Here is a 23,853-nt window from a genome sequence, read left to right on the forward strand (position 1 = left end):
GTGCGGCGCCTTTCTAGACTGGACGTATGGACGCGTCGGTCACGCACGCGCCCGCCGGTGGCCCCGGCGGCGCACCGGTGCCCGCCCGCGGCCGGGCTCGGCTGGCCGTCGAGCTGACGCTCCTCGGGATCGTCGGGGTACTGCTCGCAGCCGCCTTCGGCGCCGGCGGGTCGGCCCTGTACCGCGAGCTCTACAGCCCCACCGCATTCGTCCTGCGGTACCTCGACCTCCTCGCCGACGGGCGTGCGGGCGACGCGCACGCCGTACCGGGGGTCGAGATGGATGCGGCGGCGCTACAGGCGGCGGGGCTGCCGCCCGGTGCGTCCGACGCGCTGCTGCGCTCCGCCGTGCTCGCGCCGCTCGACGACGTCGAGGCGGTGTCGGAGGTCGCCGACGGCGACGTGAGCCGCGTGACCGTCCGGTACACGGCCGGCGGCGCGGGCGGGTCCACGGTGTTCTCGGTGACCCAGGACGGGTGGACGGGTGTGCTCCCGCGCTGGCGGTTCGCGACGAGCCCGCTCGCCGTGGTCGACCTCACGGTCCGCGGATCGATGCGGTTCACGGTGAACGGCTTCGACCTCGACAAGCGTCAGATCGCCGGCATTGACGTCGACCCGCTCGCGCCGGTGCCGCTGCTCGTCTTCTCCCCCGGGCTGTACTCCGTGTCGGTCGACACCGCGATCGCCGCGACCCCCGGGGTCGCCGTGCTCGCCGACGCGCCGCGGGCCGACATCCCCGTCGACGTGCAGGCGGAGCCGACCGACGAGTTCGTCTCGGTCGTGCAGCAGCGCGTGGACGAGTTCCTCGCCGCCTGCGCGACGCAGGAGGTGCTGCAGCCGACGGGATGCCCGTTCGGCTATCAGGTGCGCAACCGGATCGTGAACCCGCCCGAGTGGTCCATCGTGGAGGCGCCCGAGGTGAAGGTCGTGCCCGACGGCGCGAACTGGCGCATCGCGCCCGCGCAGGCCGTCGCGCACATCGAGGTGTCGATCCGCTCGCTGTTCGACGGGTCGGTGCGCGCCGTGTCGGAGGACGTCCCCTTCTCCGTGTCCGGCACGATCACCGTGCTCCCCGACGGCACGGCTTCGATCCAGGTCGGCGGCGGCGAGCTCGACTGACGCCCTCGGGGCGCGGGCTACCGCCGGGCCGAGGTGCCGCGCGGGGACCCGTCGCCGGGGGTGCCGAGCGAACGGGAAGGGGCCGGCAGGTTCAGCTGCGGGCGCGCTCCTGCTCGCGGGCGTCGCGCGCCGCGAGGGCCGCCAGCTTGGCGTTGTACTCGTCGAGCTCGGCATCGCCCACGCGATCGATGTGCCGGTCGCGGCGACGCTGCATCCGATCGTCCGACCGGCTCCACTGGATCGCGACGACGATCGCGAGGATGAGCGTCGGGATCTCGCCGATCGACCACGCGACGCCGCCGCCGGTGTACTGATCCTGCAGGGGGCTCGGCCCCCACGTGCGGCCCATCGATCCGAACCACTCCGCGACGAACAGGCCCGACTGCATCATGATCGCGATGCCGAAGAAGGCGTGCATCGCCATCACCGCGATGAGCACGAGCAGCCGCATCGGGTACGGCAGGCGGTACGGCACCGGGTCGACCCCGACGAGCGACAGCACGAAGAGGTATCCGGTGATGAGGAAGTGCGCGACCATCCACTCGTGGCCGAGATGGTCGTACAGCGACCAGCGGAAGAGGTCGGTGTAGTAGAAGGCCCACAGCGACCCGATGAACAGGGCGGCCGCGACGTAGGGGTTCGTCAGCACCTTGGCGACCGGGCTGTGCACGGCCCAGAGGATCCACTCGCGACCGCCGCGCGTGCCGTCCTCGCGCTTGCGGATCGCGCGGGCGGCGAGGGTGACCGGCGCACCCGACACGAGCAGCAGCGGGATCGCCATCGTCAGCAGCATGTGGCCGAGCATGTGCTGGCTGAACAGATAGTCCTGGTACGCGTTGATGGGCCCGCTCGTCACCCAGAAGAGCAGCAGCATCCCGAGCGTCCACAGCAGCGTGCGGTGCACGGGCCACGTGTCGCCGCGCTGGCGCAGCCGCCACACTCCGGCGAGGTAGAAGAACAGCCCGAACGCGACGGCGAACAGCCACAGCAGGTCGACGTCCCACGCCGTGAACCAGCGCTCGAGGGTCAGCTCGGGCGGCAACGGGGATCCGGTGAGGATCTGGGCCGGACTCCCGAGCGCGGGCGGCGTCGTCGAGCCCGGCGTGGGCGTGCGGGCCAGCGCGGCGGCGGCTCCGCTCGCGATGCCCATGAACGCGAGCTCGACGGTCACGAGCGCCCAGAAGCGGCGGGATGCACCGTCCTCGCGCGTGCGGCGGATGAGGCGCACCCGGTACCACGCACCGAGCGCGCCCATCGCGAGGAGCGCGACGACCTTCACGAGCACGAGCACGCCGTAGGGCGACCACAGCGCCGCCCAGCCGCCGAGGCCGATCGACGCGCGGACGGTGCCGGAGACGGCGACGACCACGAACGCGGCGAACGCGATGCTCGAGTAGCGCAGGAGCACGTCGGCCATGCGGTCTCGGTCGAGCAGCGGCCGCACGACCACGAGGAGCACGAGACCGCCGAGCCACACGGCGGCGGCGAGGATGTGGAGCACGAGCGCGACGACGGCGGCGTCGTGGTTCGCCTCCTCGCCGGAGTGGCCCTGCGTGCCCATCGGCACGAGCGTCGCGACGGCCAAGAGGGCGACGAGGAGCGTCGGTGTCCACGACCGCACGGCGAAGGTGAGGACGGTCAGCAGGGCACCGGCGATCGTGGTGATGAGCCACGTGCGGCCGAGCTCGGTCTCGACGAGGAACCGGCCGAGCTGCTGGCCGAACACGGCGTCGGGGCTCGGCGCGGCGTTGAAGGAGTTGACGAACGTGAAGTAGCCGGTGACGGCGGAGGCGACCGTGAAGAGGGCAGCGCTCACCGAGGCGATGTCGAGGGCCGCGTCGAACGGGCGCTCGCCGGCGCGGAGCGCGAACAGCGCCAAGACGAGGGAGCCGAGGATGCCGGCGGCGGTGAGGTTGACCGCGAGCGTCGCCGCCGGAAGCCCCCAGCGCACGACGGGTCCGGGATCGCCCAGCACGAGCGGAGCCGCGCCGCCGCCGTACGCGAGCCCCCAGACGAGCGCCGCCGCGGCGACGACGGCCAGCAGCGCGGGGCCGGCCAGGCGCAGGGCTCGGGGGTTCATGCCTCCAGCCTAGGCGCGGGTCGCTGGGCGCGAGGCGAGTGCGCCGGGCCGGGGGCGGCCGCAAGTGCGGCCGGAAACGGCGAGAGGGGGATGCGCCGCATCCCCCTCTCGCTGAGGGCGCCGTGACGGCGCCGTCGTGGACTGCCTTACTTGACGGCGGCCTTCAGCTTGGAGCCGGCCGTGACCTTGACGCGCTTGCCGGCGGGGATGGCGATCTCCTCGCCCGTCTGCGGGTTGCGGCCGGTGCGGGCCGAGGTCTCGACCTGCTCGAACGCGATCCAGCCGGGGATCGAGACCTTGCTGCCCTTGGCGACGGCCTCGGAGACCGTGGAGAAGAGGGAGTCGAGCACGCCCGAGACGGCGGACTGGCTCTGGCCCGTGGCGCTGGCGATGCTCGCGACGAGTTCGGTCTTGGTGATGGACTTGTCAGCCATTCGGTTGTCCTCCAGGCGGCAGAGCCGCCTCTTGCTACATCGGACGGAGGGAAAGTCCTCCGGTGGTCGGATCGACCGCCTCGAACATACCAACGCACCCCGGAATTCCGCGGATTTTGGGGCCTTTCCGTCCGCTTTGCCCGGCGTGTCGCGGTGCCGGTGGGGTTTGTGTGACCCGTGGGGCGCACCGCGCTCCGTTCGCAGAGGATGCGGGGGCGGGGGCGGACATGCGGGAGGGCGGGGGCTCCGGAGAACCCCCGCCCTTCCGCGGATGCGTTGCTGGCTTACCAGGACGACTTGGTCACGCCGGGCAGCTCGCCACGGTGCGCCATGTCGCGGAAGCGGACACGCGAGATGCCGAACTTGCTCAGCACACCGCGGGGGCGACCGTCGATCGCGTCGCGGCTGCGCAGGCGCACGGGCGACGCGTTGCGCGGCAGCTTCTGCAGGCCGACGCGGGCGGCCTCGCGCTGCTCGTCGGTCGAGTTGGGGTCGACCAGGGCCTTCTTCAGTTCGAGGCGCTTCGCGGCGTAACGGTCGACGACCTCCTGGCGCTGCTTGTTGCGCGCGATCTTGCTCTTCTTGGCCATGAGATCAGCGCTCCTCTCGGAAGTCCACGTGCTTGCGCACGACGGGGTCGTACTTCTTGAGCACGATGCGGTCGGGGTTGTTGCGGCGGTTCTTGCGCGTCACGTAGGTGTACCCCGTGCCGGCCGTCGAACGCAGCTTGATGATGGGACGGACGTCCTGAGCCTTCTTGGCCATCAGAGCTTCACCCCCCGGGCGATCATGTCCTTGACGACCGACTCGATGCCGCGGGCGTCAATGACCTTCATGCCCTTGGCCGACACGTTGATCGTGATCTTCCGGCCGAGCGAGGGGACGAAGTAGGTCTTCTTCTGCACGTTCGGGTCGAAGCGGCGCTTCGTCCGGCGGTGCGAGTGCGAGATGTTGTGACCGAAGCCGGGAACCGCTCCGGTCACCTGGCACACTGCTGCCATGGTGATGTCTCCTTAGTACCGTGACACCGGACGGTGCCACCCAAGATCCCTTGTCTGCCCTTCGACAGGCTCAGGGACCGGTGCGACCCGGCTCGAGCATGAAGGAGGACGAACTGCGTGCTGGAGTGCGCGCAGACAAGAGATCAGCTTAGCAGACGCCGCGCTGTACCCCGATCCCGCTCAGCCGACCGGTTGCGACACGCGGATGAGTCCGTCGGGATCGGCCTCGGCGACCACACCCCGCAGCCGCTCGATCGTCTCCTCGGGGTAGAACGCGGATGCGGCGGTCTGCTCCTCCACGAAGTTCTTCACCGCGAACGGCGCGGCGTGCGGTCGCAGGGCGTCGACGATGTCGGCTGCGGCGGAGCGCACACGCCCGCAGCGGCGCGATCAGGGCGGCCGCGGCATCCGGATCGTCCTGGATCGCCACCTCGATCGCGGCGAACGCCCGGCCGCGCAGCGGCTCCGGAACCATCGGCAGCGGCGGGAAGCGCATCGCGCGCACGAGCGAGCCGACGCCGTCGGGGACAGTCCCGACCCACTCGCGCCACGCCGCGGCCACCTCGGGGAGGCGCTCGAGCGGCCACAGCATGCCGCCCGCCACGAGTTGCGTGAGGGGGTGGAGGCGCAGCTCCGCAGCCGTGACGACGACCGGGGCCGACCCGCCGCGCGCCGCCCAGAAGAGGTCGGCGCCGTTGTCGCCGTCGAGGCGCACCACCCGGCCCTGGGCGTCGACTCCCTCGAGGGCGACGATGCCGTTGGCCGCGAGTCCGTGCGACCGCGAGAGCCATCCGAGTCCGCCGCCGAGGGAGAACCCGACGATGCCGACGGTGGGTGCGAATCCGGCGATCACCGCGAGCCCGTGCTCGGCGGCGGCGACCGCCGCGGCCCGGGCCTGCACTCCGGCGCCGACCCGGATGGTGCGCGCGTCGGCGTCGACCGAGATGTCCGTGAGCCGCGAGGTGCGCAGGAGGATCGTGTCGTCCAGTCCGCCGACGGCGCGGGCGTTGTGCCCGGTGGCCTGCGGCGCGACCCGCAGTCCCAGCCGGCGGGCGTGCGCGATCGTGGTGACGACGTCGTCGACGTCGGCGGCGACCACCACCGCGACGGGCCGCTGATCGACGAGCACCTGCCACGACCGGCGGGCGTCGTCCCATCCCGGCTCCCCGGGCACGAACAGCTCGCCGTGCAGGGCGGCTCTCAGGGCGCGCAGGTGCTCTCCGGGCAGGACGGACGCGTTCGTGGACATCAAGGCTCCGATCCGGGGATGCTGTCGCGCGGCGCCCCGCGACGGCCTCAGTGTTGTCCGCGCCGCCCGGCAGGTCAAGAGTCGCGCGCGCCGCGGCCCCACCGGAACGGCGACACCGTCGAATTGCCGTCGATCCAGAATCGCCACGGGAAAGCGTCGGTCCCGGCGACGCCCGCGACGCCGACGCGCGGCCCGGACACGACGGCCGCGACGGGCTCGACGGGCAGGGCGAGGCGCGCCACAGCACCGGCCTGCGGGGCGCCGGTCACCGCGTCGATGCCGTCATGCACGGGGTGGCGGAGGCCGACGGCGTCGCCGAGGCGCCCGGGTCCGCGAGCGAGGTCGCGCGGTGCGCGCACGACGCCGCGACGCGCGAGCCGGCGCCGGGTCGCCGCATCCGCCCCCTCGACGATCTCGCCGGCGCGCAGCAGCACTCCGCCGGCGACGCCCTCGGGGCCGCACACGACGTTCACGCACGAGTGGATGCCGTGGCTGAGGTACACGTACAGGTGCCCCGGCTCGCCCCACATCGTGGCGTTACGCGCGGTGGGCCCCATCCGTGCGTGGGATCCGGGGTCGGGCACGTCACCCGTGCCGCGCCCGTGGTACGCCTCGACCTCCGTGAGCCGCACCACGACCGTCTCGCCGTCGACGACCGTCTCCAAGCGCGCGCCGAGCAGCCGCGGCGCGACCTCGAGCGGCAGTCCGGCGAGATCGGCGCGACGCGCGGGCCGGGTCGCGCTCATCCCGCGGGCACCTGGCACCACGACAGCGCGAAGCCGCCGAACCCGACGACCTCCTCGCCCGTCGCGATCTCGACGATGCGGGTCTCGACGCGTTCGGGCAGCGGCAGCCGGTACCGGTCGTACGGGTTGGCCGCCGCATCCGGGGCGAGGGTGATGCCGTCCCGGGCGCGGGTGGGGAGGGCCTCGCCGAACACCGCCGGGGCGAAGGCGTCGATCGCGAACAGCACGAGCACGGCGGCCAGCCCCGCGACGAGCCACAGCGGTCCGCGCCCGCGCGTGCGGGGGCGGAGAGGAGCGGTGCGGGTCTGGGTCACGCTTTCTCGGCGGCGGCCGCGGTGCACGACGCGCACAGGCCGAAGATGTCGACGATGTGGGCGGCGTCGGTGAAGCCGTGCTGGGCCGCTGTGGCGCGCGCCCACTGCTCGACATCGGTCGCCTCGATCTCCACCGTCAGCCCGCACGAGCGGCAGATGAGGTGGTGGTGGTGGCCGCTGGACGTGCACGCGCGGAAGAGGTTCTCGCCTTCGGGGCTCTGCAGCGAATCCGCCTCACCCTGCGCGGCCATGCCGGCGAGGGTGCGGTACACCGTGGCCAGCCCGATGCCCGTGTTCTCCTCACGCAGGGTGGCGTGCAGCGACTGGGCGCTGACGAACCCGCGGGCATCCGACAGCGCCTCGCGCACGCGTTCGCGCTGCCACGTGTTGCGCTGAGCCATGTCCAGGATTCTACCGGCGGGCGCTGTGGATCGGCCGGGGGCCGCCGCGCGGGATCCGCCGCCCTCCTCGCCCCCGGCGCCTGAGAGACGAACGATCTAGGCCGCGGTGGCCGGCGTCAGGCGGCGGTAGTCCGCGTCAGGAGCGACGGTAGGCCGATCCATCCGGCGCTCGGGCGACGAGCCCGGCGTCGACGAGGCGACGACGCAGGAGGGCCACGTCGGGGGTGAGCGCGGCGAGGCGCTCACCGAGCTCGCGCTCGGACAGCACCTCGTCGGGCGCGAGGACCCGGTCGGTGACCAGGCCGAGCAGGGCGGCGCGGTCGGCCGCCCGCGACGGGTACTGGCGGATGCGGCCGTCGGAGCCGAGGAACCGCTCGGGGCCGGTCGCGCGCGCCGGGCGGTCGGCGCCGAGGACGGCACGCAGGCCCGCGGTCGTCGTGACCGGCACCCCGTCCGCGTCATCCACGAGCCCTGCCGCCCGCAGCGCCTCGAGCACGTGCCGGCGGCGCGAGGGGGACAGGCCCGCGAACGCCTCCTCGGCCGACTGCCCGAGCACGAGCCTCGCGTAGGCCGTGCGAGCGGCGTCGTTGACGAGGGCCGCGACGATCGGCCGCCACGCCGGCTCGGCCGGACGCTCCGGCGCGGTCACGCGCGTGCCCGCGTCACGCGGCCGCGGCGTGCGCCGACGAGCCGGCACACGAGGTAGATCGCGAACGAGATCGTGGTGATGTACGGGCTCACGGGCAGCGTGCCGGCCACGGCGAGCAGGATGCCGCCCACCGCCGAGACGAAGCCGAACAGCGCCGACAGCAGCGGCACAGAGAGCGGACCGGTCGCCACACGCATCGCGGCGGCGGCCGGGGTCACCAGCAGCGCCATGACGAGCAGCGCGCCGATGATGTGCACGGCGACGGCGACGACGAGGCCGAGCAGCAGCATGAACCCGAGCGACACGGCGGTCGTCGGGACCCCGCGGGCGGCCGCCGATTCGGGGTCGAGCGAGTCGAAGCGAAGCGGCCGCCACATCAGCACCAGGGCCGCCAGGGCGACGAGGCAGATCACGGCCAGCACGCCCAGCTGTCCCGACTGAACCGACACGATCTGCCCGGTGAGCAGGCTGAAGCGGTTGGCGCTGCGGCCGTTGTAGAGCGACAGGAACAGGATGCCCAGGCCCAGCCCGAAGGGCATGAGCACGCCGATGATCGAATTGCGGTCGCGCGCACGCGCGCCGAGCCATCCGATGATCCCGGCCGCGAGGATCGATCCGACGATCGATCCCGTGACGACGTCGAACCCGAACAGCAGCGCGGCCGACGCGCCTGCGAACGAGAGCTCGCTGATCCCGTGCACCGCGAAGGCCATGTCGCGCTGCATCACGAACACGCCGATGAGCCCGCCGACCACGCCGAGGAGCGCGCCGGCCCACACCGAGTTCTGCACGAGGCCGAGGATCGCCCCATACTGCGCGACCCCACCGAAGAGGGCGTTCGCGATGTCGTCGCCGTTCACGCGTCGCCCTCCTCGTCGTGGTGGTGGTGCGCGGCGTCGGCATCCGGCGCTCCGACCACGACGAGGCGTCCGCCCGCGCGCAGCACGTACACCGGCGCGCCGTACAGCGCGGACAGGGTCTCGGAGTTGAGCACCTCGTCGGGGCGGCCCAGCATGAAGCGTCCGCCCGCGAGGTACAGAATGCGGTCGACCGTGTCGAGGATCGGGTTGATGTCGTGCGTCACGAGCAGCACGGCCGCACCGGATTCGCGCCGGTGGCGGTCGATGAGCCGGATGACCGCCTGCTGGTTGGCGAGGTCGAGGCTCGTGAGGGGCTCGTCGCACAGCAGCAGCTTCGGGTCGTCGGCGAGCGCCTGCCCCACGCGCAGCCGCTGCTGCTCGCCCCCCGAGAGGAGGCCGACCGGGCGCGAGGCGAACTCCTCCGCCCCGACCGCCGCGACGAGCGCGTCGACACGGTCGCGGTCGCGGCGGCGCGGCAGCGGGAGTCCGAAGCGGTGCCCGTTGACGCCGAGGCCGAGCACGTCGCGCCCGCGCATCGCGGTGTCGCGCGGCAGCGGACGCTGCTGCGGGATGTACCCGATGCGGCGGTTGCCGCTGCGCGTCACCGGCTCGCCGAGCGCTTCCATCCGTCCGGAGCTGAGCTTCTCGAGCCCGAGGATCGCGCGCAGCAGCGTCGTCTTGCCGGCCCCGCTCGGCCCGAGCACCGCGACGAGCTCGCCCGCCTCGAGCACGAGATCCAGCCCGCTCCACAGCTCTCGCCCGCCGCGTCGGAGCGCGGCGGACGAGATGCGGAGCGGGCCCTGCCCGTCGGTCACTTCTGCAGCGCCGCGGCGAGGTCTTCGATGTTCTGCGTCATCCACTGGAGGTAAGTCTTACCGTCCGGGATGGTCTCCGAGAACTCCAGCACCGGAATCCCCTGCTTCTCGGCCAGATCGATCACCTGCGTCGTCTCGGCGCCACCGGCCTGCGCGTTGACGATCAGCACCGACACGTCGCCCGAGTCGAGCAGATTCGTCGCATCCAGGAGCGTCGCAGGAGGCACGTCCTGACCCTCCTCGACCGCCTCGCTGAACTCCGGCGGCGTGACGTTCTCGAGACCTGCCGCAGCGATGAGGTAGCCCGGCACCGGCTCCGTGACGAACACCTTCGCGTCGGCGTGGGCGGCGCCGATCCCGTCGAGCTGCGACTCGAGGTCCGACACCTGCCCCTCGAACGCGGCGAGGTTCGCGTCGATCTCGTCTCCGCGCTCGGGCTGCAGCGTCTTCAACTCCTGGGCGATCGCCTCGGCGACATACGCGACCGTGTGCGGGTCGTACCAGACGTGCTCGTTGAAGCCCTCGATGTGCTCGTGGCCGTCGGCGTCCTCCGCGTGGTCGTGCTCCTCCTCGGCGTGCGGCGAGGCGGAGAGCTCGTCGCTCGTGTGCGCGTCGGCCTCGGTGCCCGGCCACGCGTCGGAGTACTCCGCGGCCACGATCACCGGCGCGCTCGATCCGCTCGCCTCGATGAGGGAGTCCATGAAGCCGTCGTATCCGCCGCCGTTCTCGATGATGAGCGACGCCTGCTGCACGGTCAGCTGGTCGGCGGCGGTCGCCTCGTAGTCGTGCGGGTCCTGCGCCGCCGACGCGATCACGGCGTCGACTCTCACCCCGTCGCCCGCGATCTCCTGCGCGATCTGGGCATAGACGTTCGTGGAGGCGACGATCGTCAGCTCGTCGCCGGTCGCGGAGTCGCTGCCGGCGGACGTGCCGGCGCATCCGGCGAGTGCGAGGGCGGATGCGGCGGCGAGCGCGGCGATCGGGAGGAGGCGTCCGGTCATACCCCCAGCGTATGCGTACTGAGAATCATTCTCAAACTGGTCGAGGAGCAGAGCGCCGTCAGTCGAGCAGGAGGGCGGGCTCCTCGAGCACGGAGGCCACGTCGGCGACGAAGCGCGACATGCCGTCGCCGTCGACGACGCGGTGATCGAAGGAGCCGGCGACGGTCGTGACCCAGCGCGGCCGCACCTCGCCGTCGACGACCCACGGCTTCTGGCGGATCGCGCCGAGGGCGATGATGCCCGCCTCGCCGGGGTTGATGATCGGCGTGCCGGCGTCGACGCCGAAGACGCCGATGTTCGTGATCGTGAACGTGCCGCCCTGCTGGTCGGCCGGCGGCGTCTTGCCCTCGCGCGCGGTCAGGGTCAGCTTCTCCAGCGCCCGGGCGAGCTCACGCGTGTTGAGGTCCTGCGCGTCCTTGATGTTCGGGACGAGAAGGCCCCGCGGGGTGGCGGCGGCGATGCCGAGGTTCACGTACCGGCGCACCCGGATCTGCGCGCCCTCGTCGGTCTCGACCCACGCGGCGTTGACCATGGGCGTGCGGCGCACCGCCCAGATGACCGCGCGCGCCATGATCAGCAGCGGCGAGACCTTCACGTCGGCGAAGTCGGGCGACGCCTTGAGCCGCTTGACGAGCTCCATCGTGCGTGTCGCGTCGACGTCGACCCACACCGACACGTGCGGCGCGGTGTAGGCGCTGCTGGTCATGGCGGTCGCGGTCGCCTTGCGGACGCCGCGCACGGGGATCGACTCCTCGCGCGACGGGTCGACGGATGCGGCGGGCGCGGCCGCGGGCGCCGGAACCGGGATCGTCTCCTCACGCACCTCGCCCCACTCGGGCGTCTCGATGTTGCGGAACACGCTCGCCTGCTGCGCGTGGTTGACGACGTCCTCGCGCGTGACCTCGCCCGCGGCGCCCGACGGCGTGACGGTGGCGAGGTCGACGCCGAGGTCGCGCGCCAGCTTGCGGATCGGGGGCTTCGCGACGACGCCCACCGACGACGCGACCGGGCGTTCGGCCGGCTTGCGACGCCGCGAGTTCACGTGGCCGCCGGTGCCGTAGCCGACGAGCACGGCCCCGCCCGGATCGGTGGGCTCGGGAACGGTCGCGGGGGCCTTCGGCGCGGATGCGACGGCCGCTGCATCCGCGATCGTGATGATGGGCGCCCCCACCTCGACGGTGTCACCCTCGGCCGCGAGCAGCTCGCCGACGGTGCCCTCGAAGGGCGACGGCAGCTCCACGAGCGACTTGGCGGTCTCGATCTCGACGATGACGTCGTTGACCGCGACCGTGTCGCCCGGCGCGACTCGCCATGTGACGATCTCGGCCTCGGTCAGTCCTTCGCCGACGTCCGGCAGCCGGAAGGTCTGGTCGCTCATGGTCGTCCCTTCGGTCCGCGAGAACCCACGCGCGGCGCGAGAACACCGCGGTCTGCGGTGTTCTGGCTGTGCGGTTGGGTTCTCGCGGTCATGGTCGTGGGTCAGTAGGCCAGCGCGCGGTCGACGGCCTCGAGGACGCGGTCGGCGTCGGGAAGGTAGGCCGCCTCGTACTTGGCCGGCGGGAACGGGATGTCGAAGCCCGACACCCGCATGACGGGCGCCTCGAGCGAGAAGAACGCACGCTCGGTGACGGTCGCGGCCACCTCGCTGCCGATGCTCGCGAAGCCCGGCGCCTCCTGCGCGTAGACCATGCGGCCGGTGCGCCGCACGGAGTCGACCACGGGGCCGTAGTCGACGGGCGAGAGCGAGCGCAGGTCGATGACCTCGCAGCTCGTGCCCTCCCCCTCGGCGAGGGCGGCGGCCTGCAGCAGCACCGACACCATGGCGCCGTGGCCGACGAGGGTCACATCCGTCCCCCGGCGCACGACGCGGCTCGCGTGCAGTGCGATGCCCGGGTCGTCGGTGTCGACCTCGCCCTTCTGCCAATAGCGGCTCTTGGGCTCGAGGAAGATCACGGGGTCGGGCGAGGCGATCGCCTCCTGGATCATCCAGTACCCGTCATGCGGGGTGGAAGGGCTGACGACGCGCAGACCCGCGGTGTGCGCGAAATACGCCTCGGGGCTCTCCTGGTGGTGCTCGACCGCGCCGATGTGGCCGCCGTAGGGGATGCGGATGACCACGGGCATCTGCAGCGCGCCCTCGTGCCGGTACGTGATCTTCGCCAGCTGGGTCGTGATCTGGTCGAAGGCGGGGAAGACGAACCCGTCGAACTGGATCTCGAGCACGGGCTTGAAGCCGCCCATCGCGAGACCGATCGCGGTGCCCACGATCCCCGATTCGGCGAGCGGGGTGTCGATGACGCGGCGCGGCCCGAACTCGGCCTGCAGGCCCTCGGTCACGCGGAAGACGCCGCCGAGCGGCCCGATGTCCTCGCCGAGGAGCAGCACGCGATCGTCCTCGGCGAGCGCGCGGCGCATGCCGGCGTTGAGCGCGCGGCTGAACGGCATCGTCTGGCTCATCGCGCCCCCTCCTCGAACGAGGCCTCGTAGGCGGTGAACCAGCGCTCCTGCTCGGCGATCTCGCCGAGCTCGCTGCTGTAGACGTTCGCGAACATCGACCGCGGGTCGGGTACGCCGAGCTCCACGGTGCGCCGGCGCACGTCCGCGGCGACGTCGGCGGCCTCGGCCTCGACGTCGGCGAAGAACGCGTCGGATGCGCCGCGCCCGCGCAGGTGCGTCCGCATCCGCTCGATCGGGTCGCGGCGCCGCCACGCCTCCTCTTCGGCCGACGTGCGGTACTTCGTGGGGTCGTCGCTCGTGGTGTGGGCGCCGAGGCGGTACGTGACGGCCTCGATCGCGCGCGGGCCCAGGGCGGCTCGCGCTTCGTCGAGCGCGACGCGCGACACGGCGTAGCTGGCGAGCACGTCGTTGCCGTCGACCTGCACGCTCGGGATGCCGTACCCCTCGGCACGGCGGTACAGCGGCGCACGCGACTGCGTGGCCACCGGCACCGAGATGGCCCACTGATTGTTCTGCAGGAAGAAGACCTCGGGGGTGTTGTAGCTCGCGGCGAACACCATCGACTCGTGCACGTCGCCCTGGCTCGACGCGCCGTCGCCGTAGTAGACGATGACGGCCCGGTCGCGCTCGGGGTCGCCCGTGCCGCACAGCCCGTCGAACGCGAACGCCATCGCCAGCCCGGTCGCATGCAGGGTCTGGGCGCCCAGCACGAGCGTGTACAGGTGCGTGTTGCCGTTCTTCGGGTCGGTCGGGTCCCACCCGCCGTGGGTCAGGCCGCGCATGAGGCGCACGATGTCGACGGGGTCGACGCCGCGGATGCGCGCGACGACGTGCTCGCGGTAGGACGGGAAGATGTGGTCCTGCGGACGCGCCGCCCGCGCGGAGCCGACCTGCGCCGCCTCCTGACCGTAGGACGGCGGCCACAGCGCGAGCTGCCCCTGCCGCTGCAGGTTGGTCGCCTCGCGGTCGAACGCGCGGATGACCGCCATGTCGCGGAAGAGCTGCTCGCGCTCGGCGTCGGTCAGCGCCTCGACGAGGGCGACGTAGCGCTCCGCCGCCGGCGTGGGCGCGAACGCGCCGTCGGCGTCGAGGAACCGGACGAGGTCGGGCCCGTCGGGCGGAACGAGCTGGTCGGAGGCCGTAAGGGGTTCCGTCACGGGTTCTACGCTAACCCTCGTCCGGGATGCCCCTGTGGGAGGGTCTCGACAACGGATGCAGCGATCCGTAGGACTCTGTCGACAGACTCCTCTTCGCCCACCGACACGCGGATGCCGTCGCCCGGGAACGGGCGGACCATGATGCCCTCCTCCTCGAACGCGGTGGCGAACGCCTCGGTGTGCTCGCCGGCCGCGAGCCACACGAAGTTGCCCTGCGCGTCGGGGATGCGCCATCCCGCGTCGCGCAGGCCCGCCGCGAGCCGGTCGCGACGCTCGGCGATGACGCGCACGCGCTCGAGCAGCGCGCTCTCGTGGTCGAGGCTCGCGAGGGCCGCGGCCTGGGCCTGCGCGGTCACCGAGAGGGGGATCATGGTCGCGCGCGCCGCATCCAGCACCCGCGGATGACCGATCGCGTACCCCACGCGCAGCGCCGCCAGCCCGTAGGCCTTGGAGAACGTCCGCAGCGCCACGACGTTGGGGCGGTCGAGCAGGCCGAGCACCCGCAGCCCGTCGACGGCGTCGGGCGCCGTCACGAACTCGGCGTACGCCTCGTCGAGGATGACCATGACATCGGCCGGCACGGCGTCGAGGAAGGCGGCGAACTCGTCGTGGGTCACGACGGGTCCGGTCGGGTTGTTCGGGCTGCACACGAGGATGACGCGCGTGCGGTCGGTGACGGCGGCGGCCATCGCGGGCAGGTCGTGGCGTGCGTCGTCGGTGAGCGGCACCGGCACCGCCGTCGCGCCGGCGACGCGGATGAGCCCGGGATACGCCTCGAACGAGCGCCACGCGAACACGACCTCGTCGCCGGGGCCCGCGGCCGCGAGGATCAGCTGCGCGATGAGCGACACGCTGCCGGCGCCCACGTGCACGGCGTCGACGGCCACGCCGAAGCGGGCGGCGAGGCGCTCCCGCAGCCGCGTCGCGAGGGCGTCGGGGTAGCGGTTGAGCTCGGACGCGGCGTGCACCGCCTCGAGCACGCCCGTGAGCGGCTCGAACGGGTTCTCGTTGCTGGAGAGCTTGAACGCGTCCTCGCCGGCCTGGCGCCCCTGCCGGTACACGGGCAGGGAGGCGATCTCGGGCCGGATACGCGGGAGGATCGGCGCGTCGTCGTCGGCGGTCACCCGACGAGCCTAGCCGCGCGCCTGCCGCATGGGCGGGCGCGCCGCAAGTCCCGCGACGCCACGCGCGGTGCGTGCCATAGTGACGGCATGCGCTTCATCGTCCGTGTCGCCATCAACGCCTTCGCGATCTGGGTGGTCTCGTTGATCACGGTGCTGCAGGTGCGGCTGATCGCCTTCGCGCCGGGCGAGTGGCTGCAAGTGGCCCTCACGGCTCTGCTCGTCGGACTCATCTTCGCGCTGGTGAACTCGATCATCGGCACGGTGCTGAAAGTGCTCGCCTTCCCGCTGTACATCCTCACGCTCGGACTCATCTCGCTCGTGATCAACGGCTTCCTGCTGTGGCTGACGGCGTGGATCACGTCGTTCTGGAGCTTCGGGCTGCGGGTCGAGGACTTCTGGTGGGGCGTCGTCGCCGCGCTGATCATCACGATCATCAACTGGATCCTCGGCATCATCCTGCGCCCGCGTCGCCGCGAGGACTGACGCGCACCGCCGCGTACTCGGTCGCCATCCCCGCGGGCGCGACCGCGAGGCCGTCGAACGCACGGCGCATCGCGGCCACGCGCGGGTCGGCGGATGCATCCACGAGCCGCGCAGTCTCGACGTATCCCGTCATCGCGTGGGCGGGCAGGGCCAGATCGGTCCACGCCGGCGCCGGATCGGCCGTGCGCTCGACGAGGAAGCTGCCGGCTGCGCCGCCCGCGCCGGCCAGTCCGCCGTTCTGCAGCGCGGCCACGGGGTCGTCGGTGTGGCGCACGCGCACCGCGAGCGTGTCGGCGCCGAGGTCCGCCTCGATGGGGCTTCCGAACGACACCACCATGGGTGTCTCGAAGCCGCCCTCCAACGCGAGCCGCTCGCCGATCATCGCGCCCTGTGAGTGCCCGAAGATCATGACGCTCGCCCCGTCGCCCGCGCCGGCTTGTGCGAGCGCGTCGACGACCGCCTCGTACGACGCCGAGCGCCCGCCCGTGTACAGGGCGAGGTTGGAGTCCATGTCGAACGGCTCGTCGCCGCCTCCGGCCTGCGTCCCGGCGATGTAGACGGCGAACTGCGCGGTGCCGTCGGCGCGCGCGTACTTCTCGACGCGCACCCGCGCGGCGCCTCCCCCGGGGATCCGCGCGGCGGCGTCGGCGAGGCTCGCGGGCGGCGCGACGGGCACCGATCGCGTCGGCGTCACCGCCACGGGTGGCGCGACGCCGCCGAGCCGCGCAGACGCGGGCACGGCACCGCGATCCAGTCGGTCGAGCATGACCCGCGCCGCGAGGAGCGTCGCCCCCGCGAGCGACAGGGCGGCGCCTCCGAGCGTGCCCGCGAGGGCGAGCACCTGCCGGGACAGCTCCCCGGGCCGGCGCGGGTCGCGGAAGGCGGCGACGGCGCGGGCGAAGCCGAGCGGGTCGGCGTGCCGCAGCTCGTCCAGGCGCGCGCGGGCGGCCCGCTCCGCTGCCGGGTCACACGCGGCGCGCGCGAGCTCGGCCGCGACGAGCAGCTCGACGGTCTCGTAGCGGATCGCGGCGCGCTCCACGCGGGCGGCGAGGTCGTCCGCCCCGGCCGCGACGCCCGCGATCACCTGCGCCGCCCAGCCGAGGTGTCCGCCGAGGTCGACGCCGGCGTCGCCCACGGCGCGCGCCGCCGCGAGCACGGTGCGCGCGTCGTCCGCCGCATCCGCCCCCAGCCTGCGCAGCCGCACCGCCGCAGCGACCAGCGAGGCCGAGTCGACGGCGATCGCGCCGCCCGAGCGGATGTCGATGCCGCTCACGGCATCGTCGGCCCGCCCGCGACCACCGGATGCAGCCGCGCGGCCGCGTCCGCGACGAGCCGCTCGGCGCGGACGAGGCTGTCGTGCAGCGCGGCGGCGTCCTCGTGGAACGCGCGAGCCGACGGCGCCTCCCAATGGACCGCGTCCGCCAGGCGGCCCGTGCGGCCGACCAGTGCGTCGAGGCTCGCCTGCACGGCACGCAGTCGCGCAAGCGCGTCGGCGAGGACCCGCAGGTCGGCGGCGGAGAGCGGGATCATGAACACCCCGCCAGCGTGGTCGCCCCGCCCGCGCCCCCAGGCGCTGCGAGGAGGGTGCGGGGAGAACCCCCGGTACCGGGGGTCTGTGCAGGAACGGCCGCCGACGCCAGAATGAAGGGATGACCGCGAGCGCACCGGAGCCGTTCCGCGTCGTCTTCGTCTGCAGCGGGAACATCTGCCGCTCGCCGATGGCCGACGTCGTGTTCCGCTCGTTCGCCGATGCCGCGGGGCTCTCGGGGCACATCGCCTCGACGTCGGCGGGCACCGGTGACTGGCACGTCGGCGAGCGCGCCGACCAGCGCACTCTCGAGGCGCTCGCGCGGCGCGGCTACGACGGGTCGCGGCACCGCGCGCGCCAGTTCACGCGCGCGGACTTCGACCGCAGCGACCTCGTCGTCGCGCTCGACCACAGCCACGAGCGCGTCCTGCGCGGGTGGGCGCGCGACGACACCGATGCCGACAAGATCGCGCTGCTCATGTCCTTCGACGCCGGCGCGAAGGTGCTCGACGTGCCCGACCCGTACTACGGCTCGCCGGAGATGTTCGACGAGGTGCTCGCTATGATCGAGGGCGCGAGCCGCGCGCTGTTCCGACAGCTCGAGCCGGCCATCCGATCCGCGGTCTGATCCACGACCGCGCGAGACCCGGGAGTCCCGTGACCTCTCTGCCCCCGCAGCCGCTCAGCCCCCTGGACGGCCGGTATCGCGCCGCCGTCGCGCCGCTGGCCGACTACCTCTCCGAAGCGGGTCTGAACCGCGCGCGCGTCGAGGTCGAGGTCGAGTGGCTGCTGACCCTCACCGACCGCTCGCTGTTCGGCACCTCGCCGCTGGCCGACGCCGACCGTGAGCGCCTGCGCGCGCTGTACCGCGACTTCGGCCAGGCCGAGATCGACTGGCTCGCCGAGCGCGAGGCGATCACGCGCCACGACGTGAAGGCCGTCGAGTACCTCGTGCGCGACCGGCTCGAGACGCTCGGCCTCGGCGCCATCGCCGAGCTCACGCACTTCGCCCTGACCAGCGAGGACGTCAACTCCGTCTCGTACGCCCTGACGGTGCAGCGAGCCGTCGAGCGCGTGTGGCTGCCCCGGCTCGACGCCGTGATCGACGCGCTCGCGGCGATGGCCGCCCAGCACCGCGACGCCGCGATGCTCTCGCGCACGCACGGGCAGCCCGCGACCCCCACGACGATGGGCAAGGAGATCGGCGTGTTCGCGTGGCGGCTGCGTCGCGTGCGCGCGCAGATCGCCGCATCCGAGTACCTTGCGAAGTTCTCCGGGGCGACGGGCACGTGGTCGGCGCACATCGTCGCCGACCCGGACATCGACTGGCCCGAGGTGTCGCGGGCGCTCGTCGAGGGGCTCGGGCTGGGCTTCAACCCGGTGACGACGCAGATCGAGTCGCACGACTGGCAGGTCGAGCTGTACGACCGCGTGCGGCACGCGGGCGGCATCCTTCACAACCTCGCCACCGACATCTGGACCTACATCTCGCTCGGGTACTTCACGCAGATCCCCGTGGCGGGGGCGACCGGATCGTCGACGATGCCGCACAAGATCAACCCGATCCGGTTCGAGAACGCCGAGGCGAACCTCGAGATCTCCGGCGCCCTGTTCTCGACGCTCGCGCAGACCCTCGTGACCTCGCGGCTGCAGCGCGACCTCACCGACTCCACGACCCAGCGCAACATCGGCGTCGCGTTCGGGCATTCGCTGCTCGCGCTCGACAACCTGCTGCGCGGCCTCGGCGAGATCTCGCTCGCGCAGCCCGTGCTCGACGCCGACCTCGACGGCAACTGGGAGGTGCTCGCCGAGGCGATCCAGACCGTCGTGCGCGCCGAGATCGCCGCGGGCCGCTCGTCGATCACCGACCCGTACGCCCGGCTCAAGGACCTCACGCGGGGTCGCCGGGTCGGCGCGTCGGAGCTCGCCGAGTTCGTGCACGGCCTCGACATCCCGGATGCGGCGAAGGAGCGGCTGCTCGCGCTCTCGCCCGCGCGCTACATCGGCCTCGCCGCCGCCGTCGCCGACCGCGTCTGACACGCGGCTCTTCGCCCGGGCGTGCGGCGCGTGGCGGCGCTGAGGCGGCGCTGAGGCGGCGCGTCGCCGGCAGCGCGTCGCCGTCAGCGCGCAGAATTCAGGCTGTGCCACAGGTTCGGCCCCGGAAACAGCCCGAAACGACGCCTCAGCCTGAATTCCGCACGGCCGCCGGTGACCGGACGCGCGCAGGCCGCGGCGAGCGGGCTGAGTCCCTTAGCGTGGTGTCACTTCCCGCGGGGTTCTCGTCGTCGTAGGCGATGAAGGGCCACCGTGGGATGACCAGTTGTTTCCGCCAAGAAGCAAAGAAGAGATCCCACGATGACCCACCACCAGTCTGCCTTGACGACTCTGATCGGCGAAGTCCTTGCCGACCCCGACCTGGCTCACTCGGACGTGTTCCGTCGGATGCTGCAGGCGGGCCTGCAGGACCTGATCAACGCGGAAGCGACCGTGAAGATCGGCGCGGCCCCGCATGAGCGCACCCCTGAGCGCACCACACGCCGCAACGGCACCCGACCCAAGACGCTGGCGACCCCGGCCGGGGAGGTGGACCTGCAGATCCCGAAGCTGCGGGAGGGGTCGTTCTTCCCGAGCCTGCTGCACCCGCGTCGCCGGGTCGATAAGGCCCTCTACGCCGTGATCTGCCAGGCATGGATCGACGGGGTCTCCACCCGCAAGGTCGACCAGCTGATCCGCGCGCTGGGCAACGACACCGGCATCTCCCGGTCGACGGTCTCTCGGATCTGCTCAGAGATCGACGAAACCGTGCACGAGTTCCTGCACCGCCGACTCGATCACACCTGGTTCCCGTACCTGTTCCTCGACGCCACCTACCTCGACGTCCGCCACCGCGGCCGCGTCGTCTCCCAAGCCCTCGTGGTCGCCACCGGCGTCAGCGGCGACGGGCGCCGCGAGATCCTCGGCATGAGCCTCGGGGATGCGGAGACCACCGACTTCTGGACCGAGTTCCTCCGCAGCCTGCGCGACCGGGGACTGAAGGTCGCCACCGACGCCGATCCGCTCGGCGTCGCCCTGGTCACCTCCGATGCCCACGCCGGCCTGAAAGCCGCGATCAAGGCGATCCTGCCCGGATCCGGGTGGCAGAGATGCCGAGTCCATTTCGCCCGCAACGTCACCCAGAAGCTCGGCTCGGCCCGCTCCAAGCCCGTCAACGCGCTGATCTCGACGATCTTCGCGCAGACCACCTCCGAGGCGGTGCTTGCCCAATACAAAGCCGTCGCGGACAGCCTGCGCAGCTCCTTCCCGGAGGTCGCCGAGATGCTCGAGGCCGCCGAACCCGACCTCACCGCGTTCGCACCACTACCCCGCGAGCACTGGCAGAAAGTCTGGTCCAACAACCCCATCGAACGCCTCAACCGCGAGATCAAACGCCGCGCCGACGTCGTCCAGATCTTCCCCGACCAAGGCTCCGTGACCCGCCTGATCGGCGCCGTCATCCAAGAGCAGCACGAGGAATGGTCCTACGGCGAACGCCGCTACTTCTCCGACATCTCCATGCGCAAACTCGTCCACACCCTCCACGACCACGCAGAGCCGGCACGCCCCGAGCTCTACCTCACCGCCTGACCACCACCCACCACAGGGAACAACTGGAGTGACACCACGCAAAGGGACTTGACCGGCGAGCGGCCGACGGGGGTGCGCCCGGCCGGCGCTGCGGCGGCGCTGCGGCGGCGCATCGCCGTCAGCGCGCAGAATTCAGGCTGCGCCGCAGGTTCGGCCCCGGAAACAGCCCGAAACGACGCCTCAGCCTGAATTCCGCACGGCCGCCGGCCGACGCCCGAGCGGCCGGCGGCCGCCGGTGACCGGACGCGCGCAGGCCGCGGCGAGCGGCCGACGGGGGTGCGCCCGGCCGGCGCTGCGTCGGCGCTGCGGCGGCGCATCGCCGTCAGCGCGCAGAATTCAGGCTGTGCCGCAGGTTCGGCCCGGAGGACAGCCCGAAACGACGCCTCAGCCTGAATTCCGCCGCCGACCGACGCCCGAGCGGCCGGCGGCCGCGTGTCGCCGCGACGCGCGTGTCAGCGCTGCGGAGGGGTGTCGCCCGAGGTCGGAGCGGCGGGCGGGGTCGTCCCGGCCGCATCCGCCGACTCCTCGCGCGGCAGCAGCACGGGGCGATCGACCGTCTTCGAGACCTGCGCCGGATCGACGGCGAGGAGCAGCAGCGACACGATCACGAGTACGGCGATGAATGTGATGCCGGCCGCGATCCCGCCGATCACGAGCGCGTGCGCCGACTGGCCCGGGACGCGCGCCTGGAAGAAGCCCATCGTCACGAGGGTCACGACACCGGCGAAGACCGCCGACGCGAAGGCGAGTCCGAGCAGCTGGACGGGGCGCATGAGCTCCCGTCGCGAGGGCTTGTCGCTCATGCGTCCACCTCCGTGCGGTCGTTCGCGACGACCGCGTCCTTGCGCGGCGAGAAGCCGGCGATCCCGAGGAACACCGCGACGATCGCGGCGTAGCCGCCGAAGATGCCGACGGCGATGACCGTGCCGGTCAGCGTGAAGGTGCCGGCGCCCTCGACCGAGTAATTGAGCGCGTATCCCGCCGGCACGACCGCGGTGCCCGCGGCCAGCACGAGCGTCAGCACGCCGATCGTCATGGCGTCGCGCGGCGACTCCGCGCCCAGGGCGGCACGGCGTGCGCGGATGCCCGCGAGCAGCTCGACGAGGCCCGTGACCGCCGCCCACGTGATCACGAGCGCGAAGAACAGCGCCGTCGACCGCCACGGCGTGACGCCCGCGACCATGCCGGCGGCCAGGTCGAGCGCGCCGAGGAGGATCGGCACGGCGCGGCGGCCAGCCGGGAACGCCAGCCACGCCGCCAGCACGAATACGAGGCCGGTCGCGATCGAGAAACCACTGAAGATCGCGAGGCCGACCGCCGCGGAGTGGTCGGGCGAGAACGTGACCATGACGGCGGCCAGCGCCGCGAAGAGCGCACGGGCGAGCTGCAGGTGGCGCGGCTCGAAGGCGCGAGGAGGTGTGGTGGTCACGGCAGGTTCCGATGGAGCGTCAGGCGGACACCCCAGTCTACGTCCGCGCCCGTGCGGGCTCTCTCGACGCCGAGCGACACCGCCCGATCGAGGGCGCGGCGGCGCGCAGCATCGGGATGCGGCAGCAGCCGCCCCGCGGACCCTCAGCGGCGCGGGTCGATCATCGTCATGCCGGTCGGCGACGCGGCGCCGACGCCGGGCAGGAGCGCCGCGGCCTCCTCGAGGCCCACGACGCGGTCGACGAGCTCGTCCGGGCGCAGCGTGCCCGCGGCGATGAGCGCGAGCATGCCGGGGTAGTCGGCCGCGGACATGCCGTGGCTCCCGAGCAGGTCGAGTTCCCACGCGATCGCGCGCGCCATCGGCATCGGGGTCAGTCCGTCGTCGGACGGCAGCAGGCCGACCTGCACGTGCCGTCCGCGGCGGCGGAGGCTCAGGACCGCGTCCGCCGCGGTCTGCGGATGCCCGACGGCGTCGACCGCGACGTGCGCGCCGCCGGTGAGTTCGTGGACCCGGGCCGCCACGTCCGACCCGTCCGACAGCAGTCCGTGCTCCGCACCGAGGCGCTCGGCGAGCCCGAGCGCCGCCGGCGTGCGGTCGATCGCGATCGGGCGCGCGCCGAGGGCGGCCGCGATCATCACGGCGCTGAGTCCGACCCCGCCGGCGCCCACGACGGCGACCCATTCGCCCGGCTGCACCTCCGCCCGGGCGGTGAGAGCGCGGTAGGCGGTGGCGAAGCGGCATCCGAGAGCCGCCGCGGCCTCGTACGACACGTCGTCGGGAATCGCAACGAGGTTCGTGTCGGCGGCGTGGAGCGCGACGAGCTCGGCGAACGAGCCGTCGTGCGTGAACCCGGGCTGCTGCTGGTTCGGGCACACCTGCGCGTCGCCGGCGCGGCACCACTCGCACGCGCCGCATCCGCATACGAACGGCACCGTCACCCGATCGCCGACCCCCCACCGCTCGACGCCCGCGCCGACCGCGTGGACGACGCCCGCCAGCTCGTGCCCGGGGATGTGCGGCACGGTGATGTCGTCGTCGTGTCCGGCCCACGCGTGCCAGTCACTGCGGCACAGACCGGTCGCCATGACGCGCACGACCACTCCGCCGTCGGGCGCCGCAGGGTCGGCGACCTCCCGCACCTCGAGCGGTCCGCCGATCGTGTTCATGATCATCGCGCGCACCCGCCCACGGTACGCGGTCCTCGCCGGCGGTCGTCGGCCCGCCGCCCGTTGCTTCCTCAGGAGATTCGGGACGGACGCGGGCTCGATCCGCGTGATTCCGTGCGACGGCGCGCCGCCGCATCCGGAATCTCCTGAGAAACGAACCAGCGAGGCGGGGTCAGACCGGCGGCGGCGCGCCACCGACGCCGGCGGGCGTCGGCCG

27 protein-coding genes are annotated in these 23,853 nt (G+C 72.7%); 5 read left to right on the top strand and 22 right to left on the bottom strand.

The window, feature by feature from the left end; all coding sequences use genetic code 11:
• The first annotated feature begins 26 nt into the window (after window positions 1-26).
• Window positions 27-1,118 (top strand): hypothetical protein, encoded by a 1,092-nt coding sequence (locus EI169_RS16055; protein WP_240640505.1) that lies wholly within the window; start codon window positions 27-29, stop codon window positions 1,116-1,118.
• Between the two features lie 91 nt (window positions 1,119-1,209).
• On the opposite strand, the gene EI169_RS16060 is transcribed toward EI169_RS16055, so the two are convergent.
• From EI169_RS16060 to EI169_RS16140, 17 genes are all read right to left on the bottom strand, one after another.
• Entirely contained in the window at window positions 1,210-3,198 is a 1,989-nt protein-coding gene (locus EI169_RS16060) for a cytochrome c oxidase assembly protein (protein WP_125133172.1), read from the bottom strand.
• A 146-nt stretch (window positions 3,199-3,344) separates the two neighbouring features.
• Window positions 3,345-3,632 carry an HU family DNA-binding protein gene (locus tag EI169_RS16065; RefSeq protein ID WP_125133173.1) on the bottom strand — a complete coding sequence of 96 codons (288 nt, stop codon included), beginning with the start codon at window positions 3,630-3,632 and terminating at the stop codon, window positions 3,345-3,347.
• Between the two features lie 284 nt (window positions 3,633-3,916).
• The gene (gene rpsN / locus EI169_RS16070; protein WP_125133174.1) at window positions 3,917-4,222 is read right to left on the bottom strand and encodes a 30S ribosomal protein S14; all 306 of its coding nucleotides are present in this window, start codon (window positions 4,220-4,222) and stop codon (window positions 3,917-3,919) included.
• 4 nt (window positions 4,223-4,226) lie between these two features.
• Window positions 4,227-4,397, bottom strand: coding sequence for a 50S ribosomal protein L33 (gene rpmG, locus EI169_RS16075; protein WP_013584775.1), 171 nt, complete (start codon window positions 4,395-4,397; stop codon window positions 4,227-4,229).
• On the bottom strand, window positions 4,397-4,633 hold the full coding sequence (gene rpmB, locus EI169_RS16080) for a 50S ribosomal protein L28 (RefSeq protein WP_125133175.1): 237 nt from the start codon (window positions 4,631-4,633) through the stop codon (window positions 4,397-4,399). Before rpmB ends, rpmG begins: the two co-directional genes overlap by 1 nt.
• Before the next feature lie 148 nt (window positions 4,634-4,781).
• Window positions 4,782-5,882, bottom strand: coding sequence for an FAD-binding protein (locus tag EI169_RS16085; RefSeq protein ID WP_125133176.1), 1,101 nt, complete (start codon window positions 5,880-5,882; stop codon window positions 4,782-4,784).
• A 74-nt stretch (window positions 5,883-5,956) separates the two neighbouring features.
• Window positions 5,957-6,628 (bottom strand): DNA-3-methyladenine glycosylase, encoded by a 672-nt coding sequence (locus EI169_RS16090; RefSeq protein WP_125133177.1) that lies wholly within the window; start codon window positions 6,626-6,628, stop codon window positions 5,957-5,959.
• The gene (locus EI169_RS16095) at window positions 6,625-6,942 is read right to left on the bottom strand and encodes a hypothetical protein (protein WP_125133178.1); all 318 of its coding nucleotides are present in this window, start codon (window positions 6,940-6,942) and stop codon (window positions 6,625-6,627) included. The genes EI169_RS16090 and EI169_RS16095 overlap by 4 nt, the downstream gene beginning before the upstream one ends.
• Window positions 6,939-7,343, bottom strand: coding sequence for a transcriptional repressor (locus EI169_RS16100; protein ID WP_125133179.1), 405 nt, complete (start codon window positions 7,341-7,343; stop codon window positions 6,939-6,941). Before EI169_RS16100 ends, EI169_RS16095 begins: the two co-directional genes overlap by 4 nt.
• A 136-nt stretch (window positions 7,344-7,479) precedes the next feature.
• Window positions 7,480-7,992, bottom strand: a complete 513-nt coding sequence (locus EI169_RS16105) for a DUF2087 domain-containing protein (protein WP_125133180.1) — start codon at window positions 7,990-7,992, stop codon at window positions 7,480-7,482.
• The gene (locus EI169_RS16110) at window positions 7,989-8,852 is read right to left on the bottom strand and encodes a metal ABC transporter permease (protein WP_125133181.1); all 864 of its coding nucleotides are present in this window, start codon (window positions 8,850-8,852) and stop codon (window positions 7,989-7,991) included. Before EI169_RS16110 ends, EI169_RS16105 begins: the two co-directional genes overlap by 4 nt.
• The gene (locus EI169_RS16115) at window positions 8,849-9,667 is read right to left on the bottom strand and encodes a metal ABC transporter ATP-binding protein (protein WP_125133182.1); all 819 of its coding nucleotides are present in this window, start codon (window positions 9,665-9,667) and stop codon (window positions 8,849-8,851) included. Before EI169_RS16115 ends, EI169_RS16110 begins: the two co-directional genes overlap by 4 nt.
• A complete protein-coding gene (locus tag EI169_RS16120) occupies window positions 9,664-10,668 on the bottom strand; it encodes a zinc ABC transporter substrate-binding protein (RefSeq protein ID WP_125133183.1) in 1,005 nt (334 codons plus the stop codon). Before EI169_RS16120 ends, EI169_RS16115 begins: the two co-directional genes overlap by 4 nt.
• 58 nt (window positions 10,669-10,726) lie before the next feature.
• Window positions 10,727-12,046: a dihydrolipoamide acetyltransferase family protein gene (locus EI169_RS16125; RefSeq protein WP_125133184.1), complete on the bottom strand. Its 1,320-nt coding sequence runs from the start codon at window positions 12,044-12,046 to the stop codon at window positions 10,727-10,729.
• A 101-nt stretch (window positions 12,047-12,147) separates the two neighbouring features.
• Window positions 12,148-13,125, bottom strand: coding sequence for an alpha-ketoacid dehydrogenase subunit beta (locus EI169_RS16130; protein ID WP_125133185.1), 978 nt, complete (start codon window positions 13,123-13,125; stop codon window positions 12,148-12,150).
• Entirely contained in the window at window positions 13,122-14,282 is a 1,161-nt protein-coding gene (locus tag EI169_RS16135; protein WP_125133186.1) for a thiamine pyrophosphate-dependent enzyme, read from the bottom strand. Before EI169_RS16135 ends, EI169_RS16130 begins: the two co-directional genes overlap by 4 nt.
• A gap of 5 nt (window positions 14,283-14,287) precedes the next feature.
• On the bottom strand, window positions 14,288-15,406 hold the full coding sequence (locus tag EI169_RS16140) for a histidinol-phosphate transaminase (RefSeq protein ID WP_125133187.1): 1,119 nt from the start codon (window positions 15,404-15,406) through the stop codon (window positions 14,288-14,290).
• A gap of 87 nt (window positions 15,407-15,493) precedes the next feature.
• Here EI169_RS16140 and EI169_RS16145 point away from each other — a divergent pair, with 87 nt between their 5' ends.
• The gene (locus tag EI169_RS16145) at window positions 15,494-15,889 is read left to right on the top strand and encodes a phage holin family protein (protein WP_125133188.1); all 396 of its coding nucleotides are present in this window, start codon (window positions 15,494-15,496) and stop codon (window positions 15,887-15,889) included.
• Here EI169_RS16145 and EI169_RS16150 read toward each other — a convergent pair.
• Both EI169_RS16150 and EI169_RS16155 read right to left on the bottom strand, forming a co-directional pair.
• Window positions 15,858-17,162, bottom strand: coding sequence for a hypothetical protein (locus EI169_RS16150; RefSeq protein WP_125133189.1), 1,305 nt, complete (start codon window positions 17,160-17,162; stop codon window positions 15,858-15,860). The two genes, EI169_RS16145 and EI169_RS16150, sit on opposite strands and share 32 nt — an antisense overlap.
• On the bottom strand, window positions 17,159-17,425 hold the full coding sequence (locus tag EI169_RS16155) for a hypothetical protein (RefSeq protein WP_125133190.1): 267 nt from the start codon (window positions 17,423-17,425) through the stop codon (window positions 17,159-17,161). Before EI169_RS16155 ends, EI169_RS16150 begins: the two co-directional genes overlap by 4 nt.
• Before the next feature lie 113 nt (window positions 17,426-17,538).
• Here EI169_RS16155 and EI169_RS16160 point away from each other — a divergent pair, with 113 nt between their 5' ends.
• The 3 genes from EI169_RS16160 to EI169_RS16170 all read left to right on the top strand — a co-directional run bounded on the left by EI169_RS16160 (window position 17,539) and on the right by EI169_RS16170 (window position 21,041).
• Entirely contained in the window at window positions 17,539-18,045 is a 507-nt protein-coding gene (locus EI169_RS16160) for a low molecular weight protein-tyrosine-phosphatase (protein WP_125133191.1), read from the top strand.
• A gap of 29 nt (window positions 18,046-18,074) precedes the next feature.
• Entirely contained in the window at window positions 18,075-19,454 is a 1,380-nt protein-coding gene (gene purB / locus EI169_RS16165; RefSeq protein WP_125133192.1) for an adenylosuccinate lyase, read from the top strand.
• Between the two features lie 318 nt (window positions 19,455-19,772).
• Window positions 19,773-21,041, top strand: a complete 1,269-nt coding sequence (locus tag EI169_RS16170; protein ID WP_125129915.1) for an IS256 family transposase — start codon at window positions 19,773-19,775, stop codon at window positions 21,039-21,041.
• 452 nt (window positions 21,042-21,493) lie between these two features.
• Here the strand turns inward: EI169_RS16170 and EI169_RS16175 are convergent, their stop codons facing one another.
• From EI169_RS16175 to EI169_RS16185, 3 genes are all read right to left on the bottom strand, one after another.
• On the bottom strand, window positions 21,494-21,844 hold the full coding sequence (locus tag EI169_RS16175; protein ID WP_125133193.1) for an amino acid transporter: 351 nt from the start codon (window positions 21,842-21,844) through the stop codon (window positions 21,494-21,496).
• Window positions 21,841-22,470: an acyl-CoA synthetase gene (locus EI169_RS16180; protein WP_125133194.1), complete on the bottom strand. Its 630-nt coding sequence runs from the start codon at window positions 22,468-22,470 to the stop codon at window positions 21,841-21,843. The genes EI169_RS16175 and EI169_RS16180 overlap by 4 nt, the downstream gene beginning before the upstream one ends.
• 143 nt (window positions 22,471-22,613) lie before the next feature.
• Window positions 22,614-23,651, bottom strand: a complete 1,038-nt coding sequence (locus EI169_RS16185; protein ID WP_125133195.1) for an alcohol dehydrogenase catalytic domain-containing protein — start codon at window positions 23,649-23,651, stop codon at window positions 22,614-22,616.
• Window positions 23,652-23,853: the final 202 nt, after the last annotated feature.

Source organism: Microbacterium sp. 10M-3C3, from assembly GCF_003931875.1.
GTDB lineage: Bacteria > Actinomycetota > Actinomycetes > Actinomycetales > Microbacteriaceae > Microbacterium.

What these genes read in the sequence shown, in the direction of transcription:
- EI169_RS16055 (WP_240640505.1), top strand. Translation starts at nt 27, where the DNA reads ATGGACGCGTCGGTCACGCACGCGCCCGCCGGTGGCCCCGGCGGCGCA.
- EI169_RS16060 (WP_125133172.1), bottom strand. Translation starts at nt 3,198, where the DNA reads ATGAACCCCCGAGCCCTGCGCCTGGCCGGCCCCGCGCTGCTGGCCGTC.
- EI169_RS16065 (WP_125133173.1), bottom strand. Translation starts at nt 3,632, where the DNA reads ATGGCTGACAAGTCCATCACCAAGACCGAACTCGTCGCGAGCATCGCC.
- rpsN (WP_125133174.1), bottom strand. Translation starts at nt 4,222, where the DNA reads ATGGCCAAGAAGAGCAAGATCGCGCGCAACAAGCAGCGCCAGGAGGTC.
- rpmG (WP_013584775.1), bottom strand. Translation starts at nt 4,397, where the DNA reads ATGGCCAAGAAGGCTCAGGACGTCCGTCCCATCATCAAGCTGCGTTCG.
- rpmB (WP_125133175.1), bottom strand. Translation starts at nt 4,633, where the DNA reads ATGGCAGCAGTGTGCCAGGTGACCGGAGCGGTTCCCGGCTTCGGTCAC.
- EI169_RS16085 (WP_125133176.1), bottom strand. Translation starts at nt 5,882, where the DNA reads ATGTCCACGAACGCGTCCGTCCTGCCCGGAGAGCACCTGCGCGCCCTG.
- EI169_RS16090 (WP_125133177.1), bottom strand. Translation starts at nt 6,628, where the DNA reads ATGAGCGCGACCCGGCCCGCGCGTCGCGCCGATCTCGCCGGACTGCCG.
- EI169_RS16100 (WP_125133179.1), bottom strand. Translation starts at nt 7,343, where the DNA reads ATGGCTCAGCGCAACACGTGGCAGCGCGAACGCGTGCGCGAGGCGCTG.
- EI169_RS16120 (WP_125133183.1), bottom strand. Translation starts at nt 10,668, where the DNA reads ATGACCGGACGCCTCCTCCCGATCGCCGCGCTCGCCGCCGCATCCGCC.
- EI169_RS16125 (WP_125133184.1), bottom strand. Translation starts at nt 12,046, where the DNA reads ATGAGCGACCAGACCTTCCGGCTGCCGGACGTCGGCGAAGGACTGACC.
- EI169_RS16130 (WP_125133185.1), bottom strand. Translation starts at nt 13,125, where the DNA reads ATGAGCCAGACGATGCCGTTCAGCCGCGCGCTCAACGCCGGCATGCGC.
- EI169_RS16145 (WP_125133188.1), top strand. Translation starts at nt 15,494, where the DNA reads ATGCGCTTCATCGTCCGTGTCGCCATCAACGCCTTCGCGATCTGGGTG.
- EI169_RS16160 (WP_125133191.1), top strand. Translation starts at nt 17,539, where the DNA reads ATGACCGCGAGCGCACCGGAGCCGTTCCGCGTCGTCTTCGTCTGCAGC.
- EI169_RS16170 (WP_125129915.1), top strand. Translation starts at nt 19,773, where the DNA reads ATGACCCACCACCAGTCTGCCTTGACGACTCTGATCGGCGAAGTCCTT.
- EI169_RS16175 (WP_125133193.1), bottom strand. Translation starts at nt 21,844, where the DNA reads ATGAGCGACAAGCCCTCGCGACGGGAGCTCATGCGCCCCGTCCAGCTG.